Origin of the sequence: Pseudomonas sp. NPDC087690, assembly GCF_044743175.1 — a bacterium.
GTDB lineage: Bacteria > Pseudomonadota > Gammaproteobacteria > Pseudomonadales > Pseudomonadaceae > Aquipseudomonas.
The window spans coordinates 1-18465 of sequence record NZ_JBIUVX010000049.1; the positions used below are offsets into that span (position 1 = coordinate 1).

An 18465-nucleotide genomic window follows, 5' to 3' on the forward strand; every position below is an offset into this window, starting at 1 on the left:
AGATAACCAAGAGATAGGGAACCTTGAGCAAAGTATGCTCGCGGATTTTAAAGCCGATCTTTTCATTTCTCAAGTCGGACTTGGCACGAAATCCGCTTTCGTTGAGAGTTTTTTCAACTTCTGCAACAAAATCTGCCTGTTTATCAGTAATATTCATGATCACCGCCTGCGTTGGCGCGAGCCAGGCAGGGAACGCACCTTCGTAGTGCTCGATCAGGATCCCGACGAAACGCTCGAAGGAACCGAGGATCGCACGGTGCAACATCACTGGGTGTTTGCGGCTGTTGTCTTCAGAGACGTATTCAGCGCCCAAACGGACAGGCAGGTTAAAATCGAGCTGCAAGGTACCACACTGCCAGACGCGACCGAGGCAATCTTTCAGCGAGAATTCGATCTTCGGACCGTAGAATGCACCTTCGCCTGGCTGCAGATCGTACGGCAGGCCCGCAGAATCAAGGGCTGCAGCCAATGCAGCTTCAGCGCGATCCCACAGCTCGTCGGAACCGACGCGTTTTTCCGGACGAGTGGACAGTTTCATCTCGACATCGGTGAAACCGAAGTCACGATAAACGTCCATGGTCAGCTTGATAAATGCAGCGGATTCGGCCTGCATCTGCTCTTCGGTGCAGAAGATGTGGGCGTCGTCCTGAGTGAACGCACGCACACGCATGATGCCGTGCAACGCACCCGACGGCTCGTTACGGTGGCAGGCACCGAACTCGGCCAGACGCATCGGCAACTCGCGGTAGCTCTTCAAGCCCTGGTTGAACACCTGCACGTGGCACGGGCAGTTCATCGGCTTGATGGCGTAGTCGCGGTTTTCCGACTGCGTGGTGAACATGTTGTCGGCGTAGTTGGCCCAGTGCCCGGATTTCTCCCACAGGCTGCGGTCAACGACTTGAGGGGTTTTGATCTCAAGATAGCCATTGTCACGCTGGATCTTGCGCATGTACTGCTCGAGCACCTGGTACAGAGTCCAGCCGTTCGGATGCCAGAACACCATGCCCGGGGATTCTTCCTGGGTGTGGAACAGGCCCAGACGCTTGCCGATCTTGCGGTGATCGCGCTTTTCAGCTTCTTCGATGCGCTGGATGTAAGCCGCCAGCTGCTTCTTGTCGGCCCAAGCGGTGCCGTAAACGCGCTGCAACTGCTCGTTCTTGGCGTCACCACGCCAGTAGGCGCCCGACAGCTTGGTCAGCTTGAAGGATTTCAGGAAGCGGGTGTTCGGCACGTGCGGACCGCGGCACATGTCGACGTATTCTTCGTGATAGTACAGACCCATGGCCTGCTCGTTCGGCATGTCCTCGACCAGGCGCAGCTTGTAATCTTCGCCGCGGGCCTTGAACACTTCGATCACTTCGGCGCGCGGAGTGACTTTCTTGATCACGTCGTAATCTTTTTCGATCAGCTGCTGCATGCGCTGTTCGATCGCAGCCATATCGTCCGGAGTGAAAGGACGCTCGAAGGCGATGTCGTAATAGAAGCCTTCGTCGATGACCGGCCCGATGACCATTTTCGCGGTCGGGTACAGCTGCTTGACCGCATGGCCAACCAGGTGGGCGCAAGAGTGGCGAATGATCTCCAGCCCCTCTTCATCCTTTGGCGTAATGATTTGCAGGGTCGCGTCGCTGCTGATGATGTCGCTGGCGTCGACCAGTTGGCCATTGACCTTGCCGGCCAAGGTGGCTTTGGCCAGGCCAGCACCAATGGATGCGGCGACCTCGGCTACGGAAACCGGATGATCGAATGAACGTTGACTGCCGTCGGGAAGAGTAATAGTTGGCATGGCGCCTCCTCTCCTAGTGGTGACCCCTACCAAAGGTCACGTGGGTTGGGATGAGCCAGTACAAGATCCGATCCAGGCCATTCAATGACGAACGCCTGCCTTACAGCGGCAGGAGCCTTGCGGCCAACCGGAAAACCGAACCAGAGTGACTGGGATTCAAATCAGAATATTCGCACGCTGACCGCTGCCGGGACTGAGTGTCATCCGGAGCCTGAGAACGCTTGAGCCCGGCATGCTAGCACAGATGAGCGGTCACTTATGCCTCTGTTTGACCAGAAGGCAAATCGTCCGTTTTTATGCCAGAGTGCTGAACTTGATCGGCCCTTCAGCCCTCAGATAACAAGACACTGACCCACAAGGAGCATCCTCGCATGCGTCTGAACACCTTATTCGCCGTAGTCGCCCCCATTGTTCTACTGCTACCGCTGAGCGCACACGCCGATTGGCCGAAGGGCGAGCGTGAGAAATACATGGCCCAGTGCACACAGGCGGCCACTCCACAAATTGGCGCCGCTGCAGCGAAATCCCACTGTGCCTGTGGCGCGGACGCAATCAAGTCTTATCCGGCCAGCGACATTCAGGCACTGATGGACAACAAGGCAACGCCTGATCTGCAACAGAAAGCCTTGGGTCAAATCGCCAAATGCAAGGCGAATACCCCGGCTAAAAAGTGATGAAAAAGGCCTTGATGATCGGCTAAAGGCTGGAAAAAAGTGCCCGAAATGAGCCTTTTCAGACGATTTATGCAGGTTTTACAGGTTTTTTTATTGTCTTTACTTTTCGCTCGAAGCCTTTTAAACCGGGGCCTACAGCCAAAAAAGGCAGTAAAGAAAACACGACTGATTGGCAAACAGCACGTCCGGGGGGCTACCAAAGCGAACATTTCGACTATGATACCCGGGTGTGCCCAGTTGGCCTGAGCAGCACAGTACTGAAAAATATATGTTTCTTGGAGATACACCATGTCTAATCGCCAAACCGGCACCGTTAAGTGGTTCAACGATGAAAAAGGCTTCGGCTTCATCACTCCTCAAGGTGGCGGTGACGACCTGTTCGTACACTTCAAAGCTATCGAATCCGACGGTTTCAAAAGCCTGAAAGAAGGCCAGACTGTCTCCTTCGTGGCTGAGAAAGGCCAAAAGGGTATGCAAGCTGCACAGGTTCGCCCAGAGTAATTTCTCGGCGCACTAAAAAAACCCCGTCCATGTGACGGGGTTTTTTATGCCTGTAACCTAAGCGTTCTGCGATCAGCCGCAGTTGACGCGAGTGATCACCAGATTGTTGTCGGTGTTCAGGTTAAGGCGATCGGAGCGGTACTCCAGCGTGATCATATCGTTAGGCTTGAGGAAACGAGCATTCTGCGCACCGGCCTTGGCGCGAGCCTGCTCCAGCAACTCAGGTGAAGCCTTCTTGCCAATGGCGAACTGCGCCGCCGTTGCTTCACAGCGGCTGTGACCCGATTCGGTTGCCACTGGATCCTTTGCCGACTCGCTGGAACTCGTACTGCAACCGGCCAACAGGGCTGCGGCCATAAGTGCACCCAGTGTCGCGAACTTCAAAGGCATGAAGCCTCCTTGTATTCAATAAAGTTAAGCTGAGATCGTGCGACCGCCATCGCGGCGTTTGGTTTCACGGCCAAGGCCATCACCCTGCCCCACGATCAGAAAAACGCCGAGTGTGCCTGAGCGTAGCTCGACTCTTCATCTATCAATCGTGACTGAATATTAACGGCGCTCAGTAGACATCGATGTAGTCAAAGGGCGGATTGGGCCAGTTATCCTTGAGCGCATTGAAAATCTGCATCACCCAGACTTCATCGCTGGCTGCGACATTTCCGACGTAGCCCGAACCCTTGGCCCACGTCTCAAGACGAAACAGCAGACTATCGATGTCCTGCCCACCGGTCACGCCCGAGGAAATGTAAGCAATACCGCCCTTCGTCACGCGCAGCTGGGTGTGCTCATCATCACTGGCCGAGGCCAGCAACTGACGCACCGCGTCGAGCGTAAGGCCATCAGGGGTATTCAAATCGATCTGCACAACACAGTCCTTGGATCAGCCGGAAAAGACCAAGTGTCGCATAGCCGTGCGCTCATGCCTAAGTCGCAGTGCCAAACGCCCGACAAAATGGTTAACTCGGCACTCAGACCTTTCGACTTTTCGAGCGCTCTCATGACCACCATCAGCATCGACGCCGCCATCAACGCCAAATGGGCAGACGGACACAGTTCCTACAGCCCTGGAACCACTGAAGAACTGGCGCTGATTGGTATCGATCTATTGGTTAAAGAGCTGGGCACAGAAGCGGCCCAGCAATTCATCAAGCAGATTTTCGAGCGCTACCCGACCGAACAGGTCGAGCACGAACTCGCAACAAAGGGCTAAAAACCCGCAGGCTGGCACCTGCGGGCGGATTGCTTACTTCAAGCGTTTCAGGCGCTCGGTGAGCAAATCGAAGAAGCCCTGGGCGTCGCCATTTTCAACCCAGAATGCATTTTTCGGTGCTTTCAGACCGTCATACCAGTCAACAATGGTTTGCCCGAACGTCGGCCCTTCACGACTATCCACCACGACATTCACCGAACGACCGGTGAACAGCTCCGGCTTGAGCAAATACGCCACGACGGTCGCATCATGCACCGGGCCGCCCGAAATACCGTAGTGTTCCATATCGCCCTTGATGTACTCGTTGAGGATGTCGCCGACGATTTTGCCCGCATTGTTGTTGAGCGCGGCAATCTGCTTCAGCCGCGCGTCACTTGTGAGGATCTTGTGCGTCACGTCCAGTGGCAGATAAGTCAGTTTTACGCCGCTCTTGAGCACCACTTCAGCGGCTTGCGGGTCGGCAAACAGGTTGAATTCAGCCACGGGGGTGATGTTGCCACCATTGAAGTGCGCACCACCCATGATCACTACTTCCTTGATGCCCTGAACAATCTCGGGTTCCTGGATCAATGCCAGCGCCAGGTTGGTCTGCGGACCGAGCATGGCGATAGTGATGCTGTGTGGCTTGGCTTTTTTCAGGGTATCGATCAGATAGTTGACCGCATTACCTTCCGCCAGGCCCTTTTTCGGCTCATGCACAGTGACACCCGACAGCCCCTCCTTGCCATGGATGTTCTCGGCATAGATTGGCGTACGCATCAGCGGCTTTGGCGCCCCGGCATAGACCGGAACGTCCTCGCGCCCTGCCCACTCGCGAGCCAGGCGCGCGTTACGCGATGTCTTGTCGAGACGCACGTTGCCGGCCACTGTGGTCAGTGCACGAATATTCAGTTCATCGGGTGAGGCCAGAGCGAACAGCAAGGCGACCACGTCATCCGCGCCCGGATCGGTATCGATGATCAGGTCGATTTTTTCCGCCGCCTGAGCGCCGGTCGCAGTTATCACGGACAAAAGCAGCAGACTCCGGATTAATTGATGCAGTTTGTGAGCATAGCGTTGCATGGCGCATTCCTTGTGCAGGTGGACATCGAAAGTTAGAACGTAACCCCGGCGACGAGCACGATGTTGCAGTACGGCTGACATTCGCCTGTACGCACAATCGCCCGCGCCTGGCGGCTGAGAACCTTGAATTGCTCATGACTGAGCAGGTCGCGACGACCCAGTTCGCCCTCGTCATTCAGCGCGTCCAGCGTGGTCAGCGCCGTCGGTTGCTTGTCAAAGATCTCCTTGGCCAGTGCATGGCTTTCCACTTGCATCTCGCTGAGCACGACTTTCAGGGTGCTGACGAAATCGGGAACGCCGTGGGTCAGCGCCAGATCGATCAACTCGACACCGGGAGGCACCGGCAATCCGGCATCACCGATGACGAGCATGTCGCCATGGCCCAAGGATGCGATCAGTCGCGACAGCGCGACGTTGAGCAAAGGAGTCTTTTTCATGCGGGTTTAAAGCCCTGTACGTCGAACATGGTTGGAATGGACGGTTGCGCGCCAGCGCGAGTAACCGACAGTGCCGCGGCGATCTGCCCATAGCGAATGGCCTCGGCTTCGGATTTGCCACCAGCCAGCGCAGCCGCAAAACCACCGACGAAGGTGTCCCCGGCGGCAGTGGTATCGACAGCTTTTACCTTCGGCGCGGGGAAATGCTCAAAGCCCTTGCCACTCGCGAACAGCGAACCTTCAGCACCAAGGGTGATGATGACTTTGCCCGCACCCAAGGCGATCAGATGACTGGCAGCATTTTCCGCTGTTTGCAGCGAGTCGACCGTCAGGCCACTCAACGCGGCCGCTTCGCTCTCGTTGGGAATCAGATAATCGATCGCGGCAAACCAGTCTGCTGGAAGCGGTCGACTGGCCGGCGCCGGATTGAGGATCACGGTCTTGCCCAGCGCGCGCGCGCGCTTGAGTGCGTGCCCTACAGTTGCATCAGGGATCTCGAGCTGGCAAATCACCACGTCGGCGGCTTGCAACACCGCATCAAACCGGTCGATCACTGCCGGCGTCATTGCACCGTTGGCGCCCGCGACAATCACAATGGCGTTCTGACTGTTGTCATCGACCACGATCAGCGCTACGCCACTGGAATCTTCGACAGCACTCACCGCCTGACAGTCGACCTGCTCGGCCAGCAACGCGTCACGCAATTGCACACCATAGTCGTCGTTGCCGACGCAGCCGACCATGGCGACCTGCGCGCCCAGTCGTGCAGCCGCCACCGCCTGATTGGCGCCCTTGCCACCGGAAACGGTGATGAAGGAATGACCGATCAGCGTTTCACCGCCCCGCGGCAGCCGTGGCGCGCGGGTGACCAGATCCATGTTCAGGCTGCCTATTACCACTACATTTGCTGGCATACATCACTACTCGTCAATTCGGTTTCAGCGGTATTCGGTGAACACGCCGGACAACGGCGCGGTCGATTCGCGCAAGACAATACTCGGGGTCACGATCCGCTGATCAGTGCCCCGATCCGGTGTGGCAATCCTTCGCAGCAGCACTTCGGCCGCCATCTCGCCCAATTGCAGGATCGACTGGCCGACGGTGGTCAGTGCCGGATACACGTAACGGCTCATCTGGATATCGTCGAAGCCGATCACCGACAGCTCACTTGGCACCCGCACATTGCGCTCGGCCGCCGCGCGCAGCACGCCGATACCAATCATGTCGTTACCGGCAAAAATGGCGCTCGGCGGATTGCTTTCCAGTAGAAGCGCTGCCGCGTTGTAACCGCCGGTGCTGGTGAAATCACTTTCCAGCATGCGCGCCTGCCGCACTTCGATGCCCGCCTCTTGCAGCGCCCGGCAATATCCGGCCTGACGCATTTGCGCCACGCTGGTACTGGCCGGACCGCTGATAGTGGCAATATCGCGGTGGCCCAACTCCAGCAAATGCCGAGTGGCGAGATACGCGCCGTACTCGTGATCGATGCGTACCAGATCCGCGTCTACACCTTCCAGGCCTCGGTCGACAATGACCATCGGCGTCTTCACACCGGCCAGCCCTTGCGCCAGACCGCTATCGCCGCCGGCAGAGGCGACAATCAAACCGTCGATGCGTTTTTCCAGCAGGACGCGTAAATAGCTGCGCTGTTTTTCCGGGTTGTCGTCGGAGTTGCAGAGGATCACGCAATAGCCGTTTCGCTCGCAATAATCCTCGATGCCCCGGGCCAGTTCGGCGAAGTACGGGTTGAGACTGTTGGGTACCAGCAAACCGATGGTTGCGGTGGTCTTGGCTTTCAGCGAGCGCGCCACCGCACTCGGCACGTAGTCGAGACTCTTGATCGCCGCCTCGACTTTCAGGCGCACTTCCTGACTGACCGGCCGCGTGTTGTTAACCACATGCGACACGGTCGTGTAGGAGATGCCTGCAAGTGCCGCTACATCCTTGATAGTTGCCATATTTGTATATCAGCCCCGTCGACTGGCGCGTTGACTGCGATAAGTATCAAGCACCACGGCGATCACGATGACCGCACCGGTGATGATGCGCTTGGTCGGTTCGGTCGCACCAATCTGCGCCAGGCCGGCCGCCAGCACGGAAATGATCAACACGCCGAAGAACGTACTGATCACCGAGCCACGCCCGCCCATCAGGCTGGTTCCGCCGATCACCACGGCAGCGATGACTTGCAGTTCAAGGCCTGAGCCGGCATTCGGGTCGGCGGCCTCAAGACGGGAAATCTGAAACAGCGCAGCGATCCCGGCCAGCAAACCCATCAGGCTGAACACCAGAATCTTGTAAGGTTTCGGATTGATCCCGGCCAGACGCACCGCCTCCTCATTGGTGCCGATGCCGATCAGGTAGCGACCGAACACGGTGCGGGTCAAAACCGCCTGGGCAATGAAAATTACCAGCAAGGCAATGATGAACGACGGCGAGATACCAAACGCAATCGGGTTGGACAGCCAGGCAAATGAATCACCGATGTAAGCCGTGCGCGATCCCGTCATCTGGTACGCCAGGCCCCGGGCCATTTCCAGCACGCCGAGGGAAACGATAAATGAAGGAATTCGCCATGCCACGGTGATCGAACCGGTAACGGTACCAGCCAGTGCCGCCACCGCCATGCCGAGCAACGCCGCCGGCAATACGCTCCAGCCCCAACCAAGCATGGCGACGCTGACCGTCGAGGCCGCCAGTGCCAGAACCGAACCCACAGACAGATCGATGCCACCAATGATCAGCACGAAGGTCATGCCGACCGCCAGCACCATCAGGTCGGGAATCTGGTTGGCCAGGGTACTGAAGGTGTTATAGGACAGAAAGTGGCTGCTCAAGACCGAGAACAGCGCAACCATCGCCAACAAGGCGCCGGCCAGGCCCAGATAAGTGCCCAGGCCGTAGAAGTTGCCACTACGCTTGCCGGCAGGAGATGCAGTTTTCATGGGAGATCCCTAGGCGCCGCTTCGTTGAGCAACGCATCACGTTTTTGGTAGCCGGCGAACGCGGCAGCAAGCAAATCATCCTGGGTCCAGCTGTCGCGCTCGAAGGTGTCGATCAGGCGCCCGGCCGACAACACGCCGATCCGGTCACAGATCAGCATCAGTTCACGCAGGTCACTGGACACCACCACCAGCGCTTTGCCCTGGCGAGTCAATTCGCCGAGCAGTGCATAAATGTCGAACTTGGCGCCCACGTCGATGCCACGGGTAGGCTCGTCGAACAGCAGCACGGAGCAATCACGTTCCAGCCAACGGCCGATCACCACCTTCTGCTGGTTACCACCGGACAACTCTGAAACCAGTTGGGTCGGGCTCGAACTGCGAATGCGCATGGCGTCGATCTGACGCTGCGCCAAAGCGATTTCGTCGCCGTTGTTGACGACACCGCCACTGGAAATTTCTGGCATGTTGCCCAGTGCGATGTTGGCGCTGATCGATTGACTGAGCAGCAAGCCTTCGCCCTTCCGGTCTTCAGTGATCAGCGCGATGCCATTGCGCACCGCATCGACCGGCGAACGCACACTGACCACTTTCGCCGGCGAACCGAGGGCGATGGTGCCACTGTCGGCGGTGTCTGCACCAAAGATCAAGCGCAACAACTCTGTGCGCCCAGCCCCGATCAGTCCGGAAATCCCGAAGATCTCGCCCGCGCGCACCTCGAAAGAGACATCGCGCACTTTGTCCGAACGGCTCAGGCCTTTGACCGTCAATGCCGGAGCGCCAATCTTGCGCGGCCCCATGTCAATGTGTTCGCCCAGCTCGCGACCGACCATCAGCGTCACCAACTGCTCGCTGTTGTAGTTGGCCATCGGCTCGACGCACACCAGGTTACCGTCACGTAGCACGGCAATGCGCTGGGCCACGCGCGCCAGTTCTTCGAGACGGTGGGAGATGTAAATGATGGAAACACCGCGTGCCTGAAGACGAGTGATCTGCTCGAAGAGCATTTCGACTTCGCGCGCTGTCAACATCGCGGTCGGTTCATCAAGAATCAGTACATGGCAATCACCGATCAGATTGCGGGCGATTTCGACCATCTGCTGATGGCCGATTCCCAACTCGCCGACCAGAGTATCGGGATCGATCGCGTCAAGACCGACTTGCGCCATGGCTTCGACCGCCGCTTTGCGCAATTGCCTGCGACTGATCCAGCCACCGTTGCTTGGCAGATTATCGAGAAACAGGTTCTCCGCCACCGACAGCGTCGGTAACAGGTTGAGCTCTTGCATGACCATGCGCACGCCGAGGTCTTCAGCCTGGGTGCGACTGCCAGGGCGATAGTCCTTGCCCTGGAATTGCATCTGGCCGGTGGTCGGCGTGACCAGGCCACCAATGATCTTCGACAGGGTACTTTTGCCGGCGCCATTCTCGCCGGTCAGCGCCAGCACTTCACCGCGCATCAGCGTCAAATCGATGCCGGTGAGCACCGGTTGCGCATAGGTCTTACCGATACCGCTGACCGAGAGGACAGCGTTCGGGGCGGAAACTGACATAAAAAACTCTCCATACGCTCGCCCGGACGGGCGAGCGTCGTTGTGTCGCCAGAAGTCTTACTTGGTGACCAGTTCAACCGGTGTTTCGATCACGCCGTTGGTTCCGCTGTCGACCTTCTCGCCCTTGATGATTTTCAGCGCAGTTTCGATACCGAAAACAGCCTGTTTGGCGGCGAACTGATCGGCAGTCGCGAGCACGCGACCGTCTTTGAGCATTGGCTTGATGGCGTTGATATTGTCGTAACCGACAACCTGTACCTGACCCGCCTTGCCGGCGGCACGTACAGCGGAGACGGCGCCGACGGCCATGCTGTCGTTACCGGCCAGCAGCGCCTTGACGTCCGGGTATTCGCTGAGGATCGAAGCGGCAACCTTGTTGCCTTTGTCGATTTCCCAATCACCGGACTGCAGGGAAACGACCTTGATCTGCGCCGCGTCCATCGCGTCCTTGAAGCCAGCGGTACGCTGCTGGGCATTGGTCGTCGTCGACACGCCTTCGATGATGCCGACCTGATCACCGGCCTTGAGCTGTTTCGCCAGATACTCACCGACCAGACGTGCGCCTTTACGGTTATCCGGGCCAACGAATGGCACGCTGATGTTCTTGCTTTTGACGATTTGCGGATCGAGCTGGTTGTCGATGTTGATCACGGTAATACCGGCATCCACGGCCTTCTTGATCACCGGCACCATGGCTTTGGAGTCAGATGGCGCAATGACCAGGGCATTGACCTTCGCCAGGATCATTTGCTCGACGATCCGCGTTTGGCCAGCAGTATCCGTCTCGTCCTTGATCCCGTTGGAGATCAGATCGAAATCGGCGGAATGCTCTTTTTGATAAGCCTTGGCCCCATCTTCCATGGTCAGGAAGAATTCGTTGGCCAGGGACTTCATGACCAGCGCGACCTTGGGCTTTTCAGGGGATTCGGCGAACGCCGAAGAGACAGGGAGCGTGGCAGCGGCGGCGGCCAGCATAGCGACAGCGAGAAGACGTCCAGCAAATGGCAGCTTCATGGGTTCACTCCGATCTTATGATTATTGTGAGCAACGCTTGCGCTGGCGTAAGCTACGTCGCTTTCAGCCGAGAGACAGTGCATCGGGAAAGCCGCGCAAACGTTTGCGTAGACCGGACTATGCGAATCTCGCCGACATTTGTCAACAATCAGAAATCGTCATTTGTTGTAGGGCGAATCTGCCGAGTCGCCCCTTCGCTATTTATGCCGTGGTGCTGACCAGATTACCGCTGGTGGAATCCTTGGTCATTTCCTTGAGCAGTGCTCCCGCGACTTCCATCATCTCGCCACTGGTTTGCGCAATCTGCCCCTGAATGGACATCACCGCCTGCGACTTCGCCTCCGGCGTCGGATAACTCTGAGCCTGCGCCGCCGCCAGACGCTGCTGCTGTTCCTGAAGCTGCTTCTGCAATTCCTGCATTCGCTTCAGCAGCATTTTGACGGTAACGCTCAGGTTATCGCTACTTTCAGCCTTGCTGTCTTCTGGCGCGGCGCCACCGGTTCGGACCTGATTGCCTGGTTCCTTCTCAGTGCCCAATGCCTCAGCGGACGCATCTGTCTGCGCCTCGCTCAAGGCATTGATGGTCGCCGCAGTTTTGCCGCCGATGGTGACGGCGCCGGGGTTTGCCAAACCAATCGTCAGTGACATGTGGACTCCCTACATTTTAGTTTCCTTGAACCACCATCGGCCAGCGCGGGGCTTTCTTTAGCAGAACATTCGAATCCGGCAAGCAGATTCGTTCGACAGGATCGGTAGTCCTTTTCGGTGAACCGAACGCGAAAGCTTCCATTGTTCGGAAACCCGGATAGGCGATTTCCTCTGCTCTTTTCCAAATCATAAAAACTTGATTTAAATCATCAGGTTAAACATTTCTCTAAAGCAAAGTACGGCTGGTACAGATCCTGCTCTTCCCATAGCACTCCAGGCATTCAGATCAGCCCGGGGCGCATCTAGATGAACCTGCATCAGCACCGTCTCACTACTAGAGAGAAAAATAATGAAATCTGCTTTTAACACTTTGGTTCCGGGCGCTTTGGCCCTTCTCCTGCTTTTGCCTACCGCCCTTCAGGCGAAAGAAGTCGAAACCCAGACAAAACTCGCTAACGTGGTGGTACTTGCCACTGGCGGCACCATTGCCGGTGCCGGCGCGAGTGCTGCCAACAGCGCCACCTACCAGGCCGCCAAAGTTGGCATCGAACAATTGATTGCCGGCATTCCCGAGCTGAACAAACTGGCCAATGTGCGCGGCGAACAGGTCATGCAGATTGCTTCGGAAAGCATCACCAACGACAACCTGCTGCAATTGGGCCGCCGTGTTGCGGAACTGGCTGACAGCAAAGACGTCGACGGCATCGTCATCACCCACGGTACCGACACCCTGGAAGAAACCGCCTACTTCCTCAATCTGGTCGAGAAGACTGACAAGCCGATCATCGTCGTTGGCTCGATGCGTCCAGGCACTGCCATGTCGGCAGATGGCATGCTCAACCTGTACAACGCCGTCGCTGTCGCCAGCAGTAAAGATGCACGCGGCAAAGGCGTACTGGTGACCATGAACGATGAAATCCAGTCCGGTCGCGACGTCAGCAAAATGATCAACATCAAAACCGAGGCCTTCAAGAGCGCCTGGGGTCCGTTGGGCATGGTGGTCGAAGGCAAATCCTACTGGTTCCGCTTGCCAGCCAAGCGTCACACCATGGATTCGGAATTCGACATCAAAAACATCAAGAGTCTTCCTGACGTAGAAATCGCTTATTCCTACGGCAACGTGAGCGATACCGCCTACAAGGCTCTCGCGCAGTCCGGCGCCAAGGCGATCATCCACGCCGGTACCGGCAACGGCTCCGTATCCTCTCGCGTAGTTCCGACCCTGCAAGCGCTGCGCAAGGATGGCGTGCAAATCATTCGTTCGTCTCACGTCAACGCTGGCGGCTTCGTTCTGCGCAACGCCGAGCAGCCAGACGACAAATACGACTGGGTTGTCGCGCACGACCTGAACCCGCAGAAAGCCCGCATCCTGGCGATGGTCGCATTGACCAAAACCAATGACAGCAAGGAACTGCAACGGATGTTCTGGGAATACTGATTGACCTTCGCCCGGTCGATTCTCGATCGGGCACTTGGTTCACCACTCTCCTGTCCGGCGAGTGGTGCGCTGCTTACAACCCTTCTGCATTTTTCCCACAAAAAAGTCGACACGACCTACACCAAAATCCGAAAACCGCTGTCAGAGGATTTTCTTGAATTTTAAGCAGTTGCGAAATTGCTTACAGTTAAATACTGTATGCACGTACAGCTTAATAAGGATAACCTCGTGGCCACCTCTCCTGATGCTCCTGATGCTTACGAACGCATGGGTCTGCGCGTTCAGAAAATCATCAACTCCCCCACCGCACAAAAAGCCAAAGCCGCGCTGATCTTCCGTTTGCCGGATGAGCCGATGGATGAGTGGGAGCGCCTGCTCGAGGAAATCGACGAGAACGACAACGTCACCCTCGCCTACCGAGACGATGGCGGCGTGCAGATTTTTTGGGTTGTGCCGAAGGAAGATTGATTCAATGAGTGTCCGCTTTTTCGCTTTACTGTTGTTGTTCGTCGCCATGGGGGCTCAGGCCGGCGCACCCCGCACCTTCACCGAAGCCAAGAAGGTCGCCTGGAAGCTGTACGCGCCGCAGTCCACCGAGTTTTACTGCGGATGCAAATACACCGGCAACAAAGTTGATTTGAAGGCTTGCGGTTATATACCGCGCAAAAACGCCAAACGCGCTTCGCGCATCGAGTGGGAGCACATCGTGCCGGCGTGGCAGTTTGGCCATCAGCGTCAATGCTGGCAGGAAGGCGGTCGCAAGAACTGCACACGCTATGACCCGTCCTACCAGAAAGCCGAGGCCGACCTGCACAACCTGGTGCCGAGCATCGGTGAGGTCAATGGCGACCGCAGCAACTTCAGTTACGGCTGGCTACCGGTGCAATCCGGTCAGTACGGCTCGTGTCTGACTCAGGTCGACTTCAAGGCAAAGAAGGTCATGCCGCGCCCTTCGATTCGCGGCATGATCGCCCGCACCTATTTCTACATGAGCAAGCAATATGGCCTGCGCCTGTCGAAACAGGATCGTCAATTGTACGAGGCGTGGGACAAGACCTATCCCGTGCAGGACTGGGAACGCCAGCGTAATCAGAGCGTGGCGTGTGTGATGGGGCGCGGCAATGAATTTGTCGGGCCAGTCAATCTGAAAGCCTGCGGTTAATCCCTCACGCAATACAAAAGGGCCTCGAACGTGATGTTCGAGGCCCTTTTTCATGCTTAGCTGCCAGATTTGTTGTAGCGCCAGTAACCCATCAGATTGAGCGCTTCGCGCGGGATGCCGCACTCTTTGATCAGGTATTTGCGCAGACTCATGACCGCCGCACTTTCTCCTGCAATCCAGCCGTAGAAACCTCCGGTTGCGGCGTCGGCGACTTCCCAGAGAATGTCTTTATCAATATCGACATCCGCAAGCTTCACGGCCTGCCCCTCTGAAGAGGTATGCACGGGCAAGGTCGCTTGCCGCACCGCATCGACCATCAGCGCACCGGCGACCTCTGCATTGGCCTCATCACGAATCAACCATTGCACCGATAATCCAGGCCAGTCAGGCACGGCGAGCATGTCTTGCGCACTGTCGACTTCGAAGAACGCTTGGGTTTGCGGGGGCTCGGCGAGGACCGCCATTTCGTCGAGAATGCCCATGGCGGCCGGCAACGCCGTGGAATCGGCGACGAGTAGCAATTGCTTTAGCGCTCGCGGAGGCTTCCATTCGAACCCACCGGCCTGCTGCGCTGAAAAATGTTTGTCAGGGGCAAGAATCTGCATTGAGTCCCCCGGCTGCGCGCGCAAGGCCCATCGCGATGCCGGACCGGTTTCACCGTGCAGAACAAAATCGATATCCACTTCGCCCTGTTCAACTCGCAGGTGGCGAATGGTGTAGGTGCGCATCGCGGGCCGTCGATCGACCAGCATCGACTTGAAGCGCGCGTACCAACCCTCGTCTTGGGCAAGCTTTGACTGTGAACCGTCGGCGGCAGGGAAAAACAGCTTTACCCGTTGATCCGGCGCCCACGTGGCCATTTCGCAAACGGGTGCGCCCACCAGAGTGAGGCGCATCATGTGCGGACTCAATCGGGTTTTACGCTGCAAAGTGACATCGAACAACTTGTAGGGGTTGGCGGAGGCCATGGGGAGCTCCTTCTGGATATCTTCGGCGATTCAAAAGGAACGAATCGCGCTTGATGACCTTTAGGCAGCTCCGCCGAATGGAGCGTGTTACGGCGTGATCGGATGCTCGATGATGACCGATTCAATATTCTGTTTTTTGGCTTTCACCAACGCCGCATCCACCTGCACTTTTCGGGCTTCAGCTTCGGCCTGGGAATTGAACGGACCAATCAGAATGCGCGTTTTGCCGCTACCATCCCTGACAACTGTCGGCACGAAAGCGTGTTCGATCAACCAGCCACTCAGATCACTGACCGCCTGAGGCGTTTCGCCACGCACTTCAAGATCCCACTGCGCAACAGATGCTGCGACCGGAGCTGTCGCGGCCACCGTTGGCGACTTTTGCTCGTCCACACTCTTGCCTTCACCACATCCTGCCAATACCAGTGCCGCGACTACCCAAACCAATTTGCGCACAACGCTTCCCTCGGAATTCTCAAAGCGGCGATCTTAACATTCATAAATACTTCGCGAGCCCCGCAAAATGGGCACAAAACAACGAGATTGATGATTGCAGCCTCTGTATAGTTACGCCCTGGGAATTAATGCCGCATCTGCGCGTCAGAAAGAGGCACCCAAACCGTGAGACTTCGCACTAATCTATACGTACCACCGACCTCTGCACTGTCTGAATCAGGTGCCCTACAAAGCAATCAAGGAGAAGACCATGCTGATACTCACCCGCAAAGTCGGTGAAAGCATAAACATCGGTGATGACATCACCATCACCATTCTGGGCGTAAGCGGCCAACAGGTTCGCATCGGCATCAACGCGCCGAAAAACGTTGCAGTGCATCGTGAAGAAATCTACCAGCGTATTCAGGCTGGCCTGACCGCCCCGGACAAGCCACAGACTCCCTGAGTCGCACTGCAGTCAGTAGCCAGTTCGTTTGCTTGCGCGCAATGACTGGCTAAAGATTCACGCGCCGTTTTGCCACCCGCTTCCCAAGCTCCTTGGGCACGGCGCCTGACACATGCACCCGCCGCGTTACGCTCCCGTCCCTTCTGCTGATCGATACTACCGAGCATTCTCAAGGCTGGCTGTCGGACATTTCCGATAGAGCAAAGGGAATTCGCCTTCCTATCCGAACACCACACCGCGCGCCATGCCAGTGGCTGCAACCATCATTAGCACCAGTAAGAGCGCTTCGACGTGACTGATGCGTGCGAACAGCTTTGCTCCCCCGGTATCGAGCTCCGCACTCCGCGCCTTGGCGATCCGCCATTTGATCAGCGTGATCATCGGCGCCAGCTCTATCAGCAGAATCAGAACGAACAGCGTCATCTTCAGATGAAACAGCGGTTGATGAAGATAATAGTCAGTGCCTTTTTCATATCCGCCGAAGGCACGCATCCCGCCGGTGATCAACAAGATCAGTGCGCAGATCCCCCAGAAATTGTCGGCCAGCAGAACCCGCCCCGCCTCTCCCGTCCCCGCCGCCAAGCGACTGAACGCCGTCCCTCGCGTCAGTACGGCCCAAAAACCCAAGGCAAATGCCAGCAGATGAACAGCTGCAAGAAACCAATGAACCAGCATCGACACACCCTCATAAGAAAGAGTTGAAATCGGCCAGTCAGTAGTAGTTGAAAAAACAAGGATTTGCCTGTCGGGTGTCGTCAGGCATTCAGGAGAGACCGAAACGAGAAATTCAGCCGGTAGAGGCAAATCGCAGGCAAAAAAAATCCCAAGCAGCTGATGGAAGCTTGGGATTTAAAAATGCATAAACCGTGGTGGTGAACGCGGGGCGGATCTTACTGAATCATCCTGCACCTAACAACTTATTTTTGATAACCGGTCGGTTAAAAATCATCGTAAGTCATTAAATATCCACATTATTTCAAAGGACGATGGCGACAGACGGTTACTCATTGGCCGCCACAAAGCACAACTCCAGGAGTAGCGACAGCCACATCCAGCCTGCCTGATCACTCGCACGCAAATCAGCAAGGATCCAAACCAATCAGAGCGCGGAGAAAATCCGCGAAAAACTCGCCGCAAATCAGTCAACCAAAAAGATGTAACAATTGTTAACCACCCTTCGAAATAGTAGGATCATCTGCGTACGAAAGTTACATGGACGGTTCAATTCGATGCACTCCAAACCTATGGACAGGCTCCTCCCCACCAGCGCCCGCCCAACTCCACGCCGACTCCCGCACCGCCCAGACATTTCATAAAGACGCCACGGATAGCTCGCATCGTCGAAATCAGCGACAGCCTGCCAGCACCCGCCTGACCCCTTGAAAAGGATTTTTCCATCAGTGGCAAACCCGCAACTCGCGTAACAGATTCCTACGATCGGTAAAGGCAATTGATCCAATCGTAAACGGCGACATCAAAAATGCAATTCACAAGGCATCTGGCCAGTGGGAAGCCTTACCCATGGGTCCAGGCCAAGCCAACCGCCCGCTAAATGGAAAGCCCTCCGGCCAAAAGTACATGCCCTATGACGACGTCGTGTCGACTTACAGGAAATTTGGCGGGACTGCGAAATGAGAACACATCTGTTCGTATCTTTATTGCTTTGCTTCAGCTGCACCTTTGCCAGCGCAACAGAAATCCCGATAAAAGAAGGCACGCCTTTTTTGTCAGCGAGGAAAGAACTCCTTAAAAAAGGCTGGGAACCAAGTATCTCTAAAGAGATGCAGCCTGTTGGAACGGCTGAGAGTCGAGGCTTGGAATATTGAATGCCAATAATCACTACAGTCACAACAGCACTCCCGGCGCCCAGATGAACAAGCCCGATACCTTTTGAGCACTCCGCACAAATCGCAGACAACAAAAAATGGCCCACCTTTCGGTGAGCCCTTCTAGACCGCCCAGCAGAGCGGATTTTGTTTGGTAGGCGCGATTGGACTCGAACCAACGACCCCCACCATGTCAAGGTGGTGCTCTAACCAACTGAGCTACGTGCCTGCTGTGAGGCGGCATTCTACGGAATTCCCGAGGGGTGTCAACACCTTTTTTTCACCTAACCCTATGAATATGCAAAATATTTAATTTCGGGCCGCTGACGAAGATTTTCCGGTG

Annotated in this window: 22 protein-coding genes and 1 tRNA gene; 8 read left to right on the forward strand and 15 right to left on the reverse strand. The window is 56.4% G+C overall.

Going from position 1 to position 18465, the window contains the following annotated elements:
- Positions 1–1786: threonine--tRNA ligase (thrS, locus tag ACIPIZ_RS26525; RefSeq protein WP_401168386.1), on the reverse strand; the 1786-nt coding region annotated here is incomplete at its 3' end.
- A gap of 371 nt (positions 1787–2157) precedes the next feature.
- Between thrS and ACIPIZ_RS26530 the strand changes: the two genes are divergently transcribed.
- Together ACIPIZ_RS26530 and ACIPIZ_RS26535 are read left to right on the forward strand one after the other, a co-directional pair.
- Entirely contained in the window at positions 2158–2460 is a 303-nt protein-coding gene (locus ACIPIZ_RS26530) for a hypothetical protein (protein ID WP_064389155.1), read from the forward strand.
- A 288-nt stretch (positions 2461–2748) separates the two neighbouring features.
- Positions 2749–2961, forward strand: coding sequence for a cold-shock protein (locus tag ACIPIZ_RS26535; protein WP_003179963.1), 213 nt, complete (start codon positions 2749–2751; stop codon positions 2959–2961).
- Positions 2962–3033: 72 nt separating this feature from the next.
- Here the strand turns inward: ACIPIZ_RS26535 and ACIPIZ_RS26540 are convergent, their stop codons facing one another.
- Both ACIPIZ_RS26540 and ACIPIZ_RS26545 read right to left on the reverse strand, forming a co-directional pair.
- Positions 3034–3351, reverse strand: coding sequence for an I78 family peptidase inhibitor (locus tag ACIPIZ_RS26540; RefSeq protein WP_064389154.1), 318 nt, complete (start codon positions 3349–3351; stop codon positions 3034–3036).
- A gap of 169 nt (positions 3352–3520) precedes the next feature.
- Positions 3521–3826: a hypothetical protein gene (locus ACIPIZ_RS26545; RefSeq protein ID WP_064389153.1), complete on the reverse strand. Its 306-nt coding sequence runs from the start codon at positions 3824–3826 to the stop codon at positions 3521–3523.
- Positions 3827–3958: 132 nt separating this feature from the next.
- Between ACIPIZ_RS26545 and ACIPIZ_RS26550 the strand changes: the two genes are divergently transcribed.
- The gene (locus ACIPIZ_RS26550) at positions 3959–4171 is read left to right on the forward strand and encodes a hypothetical protein (protein ID WP_064389152.1); all 213 of its coding nucleotides are present in this window, start codon (positions 3959–3961) and stop codon (positions 4169–4171) included.
- A gap of 33 nt (positions 4172–4204) precedes the next feature.
- On the opposite strand, the gene ACIPIZ_RS26555 is transcribed toward ACIPIZ_RS26550, so the two are convergent.
- From ACIPIZ_RS26555 to ACIPIZ_RS26590, 8 genes are all read right to left on the reverse strand, one after another.
- Positions 4205–5233 (reverse strand): nucleoside hydrolase, encoded by a 1029-nt coding sequence (locus ACIPIZ_RS26555; RefSeq protein WP_064389151.1) that lies wholly within the window; start codon positions 5231–5233, stop codon positions 4205–4207.
- 32 nt (positions 5234–5265) lie between these two features.
- Positions 5266–5670 (reverse strand): D-ribose pyranase, encoded by a 405-nt coding sequence (gene rbsD / locus ACIPIZ_RS26560; protein ID WP_064389150.1) that lies wholly within the window; start codon positions 5668–5670, stop codon positions 5266–5268.
- Complete coding sequence (gene rbsK, locus ACIPIZ_RS26565; RefSeq protein WP_401168392.1) at positions 5667–6584, reverse strand: ribokinase; 918 nt, start codon at positions 6582–6584, stop codon at positions 5667–5669. The genes rbsD and rbsK overlap by 4 nt, the downstream gene beginning before the upstream one ends.
- Before the next feature lie 24 nt (positions 6585–6608).
- The gene (locus ACIPIZ_RS26570; protein ID WP_401168395.1) at positions 6609–7628 is read right to left on the reverse strand and encodes a LacI family DNA-binding transcriptional regulator; all 1020 of its coding nucleotides are present in this window, start codon (positions 7626–7628) and stop codon (positions 6609–6611) included.
- A 9-nt stretch (positions 7629–7637) separates the two neighbouring features.
- Positions 7638–8615 carry an ABC transporter permease gene (locus ACIPIZ_RS26575; protein ID WP_064389147.1) on the reverse strand — a complete coding sequence of 326 codons (978 nt, stop codon included), beginning with the start codon at positions 8613–8615 and terminating at the stop codon, positions 7638–7640.
- The gene (locus ACIPIZ_RS26580; protein ID WP_064389146.1) at positions 8612–10165 is read right to left on the reverse strand and encodes a sugar ABC transporter ATP-binding protein; all 1554 of its coding nucleotides are present in this window, start codon (positions 10163–10165) and stop codon (positions 8612–8614) included. Before ACIPIZ_RS26580 ends, ACIPIZ_RS26575 begins: the two co-directional genes overlap by 4 nt.
- Before the next feature lie 57 nt (positions 10166–10222).
- Complete coding sequence (locus ACIPIZ_RS26585) at positions 10223–11179, reverse strand: sugar ABC transporter substrate-binding protein (protein ID WP_064389145.1); 957 nt, start codon at positions 11177–11179, stop codon at positions 10223–10225.
- Positions 11180–11380: 201 nt separating this feature from the next.
- On the reverse strand, positions 11381–11827 hold the full coding sequence (locus ACIPIZ_RS26590; protein WP_064389144.1) for a hypothetical protein: 447 nt from the start codon (positions 11825–11827) through the stop codon (positions 11381–11383).
- 349 nt (positions 11828–12176) lie between these two features.
- Between ACIPIZ_RS26590 and ACIPIZ_RS26595 the strand changes: the two genes are divergently transcribed.
- The 3 genes from ACIPIZ_RS26595 to ACIPIZ_RS26605 all read left to right on the forward strand — a co-directional run bounded on the left by ACIPIZ_RS26595 (position 12177) and on the right by ACIPIZ_RS26605 (position 14427).
- The gene (locus tag ACIPIZ_RS26595) at positions 12177–13265 is read left to right on the forward strand and encodes an asparaginase (RefSeq protein WP_064389143.1); all 1089 of its coding nucleotides are present in this window, start codon (positions 12177–12179) and stop codon (positions 13263–13265) included.
- 198 nt (positions 13266–13463) lie between these two features.
- The gene (locus ACIPIZ_RS26600) at positions 13464–13733 is read left to right on the forward strand and encodes a DUF1654 domain-containing protein (RefSeq protein ID WP_064389142.1); all 270 of its coding nucleotides are present in this window, start codon (positions 13464–13466) and stop codon (positions 13731–13733) included.
- Between the two features lie 4 nt (positions 13734–13737).
- A complete protein-coding gene (locus tag ACIPIZ_RS26605) occupies positions 13738–14427 on the forward strand; it encodes an endonuclease (protein ID WP_105708852.1) in 690 nt (229 codons plus the stop codon).
- Positions 14428–14483: 56 nt separating this feature from the next.
- Here ACIPIZ_RS26605 and ACIPIZ_RS26610 read toward each other — a convergent pair whose 3' ends face one another.
- The gene (locus tag ACIPIZ_RS26610; RefSeq protein WP_064389140.1) at positions 14484–15395 is read right to left on the reverse strand and encodes a siderophore-interacting protein; all 912 of its coding nucleotides are present in this window, start codon (positions 15393–15395) and stop codon (positions 14484–14486) included.
- Positions 15396–15482: 87 nt separating this feature from the next.
- On the reverse strand, positions 15483–15851 hold the full coding sequence (locus ACIPIZ_RS26615) for an SPOR domain-containing protein (RefSeq protein WP_105708854.1): 369 nt from the start codon (positions 15849–15851) through the stop codon (positions 15483–15485).
- Between the two features lie 250 nt (positions 15852–16101).
- Here ACIPIZ_RS26615 and csrA point away from each other — a divergent pair, with 250 nt between their 5' ends.
- Positions 16102–16296 (forward strand): carbon storage regulator CsrA, encoded by a 195-nt coding sequence (gene csrA, locus ACIPIZ_RS26620; RefSeq protein ID WP_003179932.1) that lies wholly within the window; start codon positions 16102–16104, stop codon positions 16294–16296.
- A gap of 219 nt (positions 16297–16515) precedes the next feature.
- On the opposite strand, the gene ACIPIZ_RS26625 is transcribed toward csrA, so the two are convergent.
- Positions 16516–16971: a DUF2214 family protein gene (locus tag ACIPIZ_RS26625; protein WP_401168404.1), complete on the reverse strand. Its 456-nt coding sequence runs from the start codon at positions 16969–16971 to the stop codon at positions 16516–16518.
- A 956-nt stretch (positions 16972–17927) separates the two neighbouring features.
- On the opposite strand from ACIPIZ_RS26625, the gene ACIPIZ_RS26630 reads away from it, so the two are divergent.
- Positions 17928–18122, forward strand: coding sequence for a hypothetical protein (locus ACIPIZ_RS26630; protein WP_401168407.1), 195 nt, complete (start codon positions 17928–17930; stop codon positions 18120–18122).
- Between the two features lie 152 nt (positions 18123–18274).
- Here ACIPIZ_RS26630 and ACIPIZ_RS26635 read toward each other — a convergent pair.
- Positions 18275–18351: transfer RNA gene (locus ACIPIZ_RS26635), tRNA-Val, on the reverse strand.
- Positions 18352–18465: the final 114 nt, after the last annotated feature.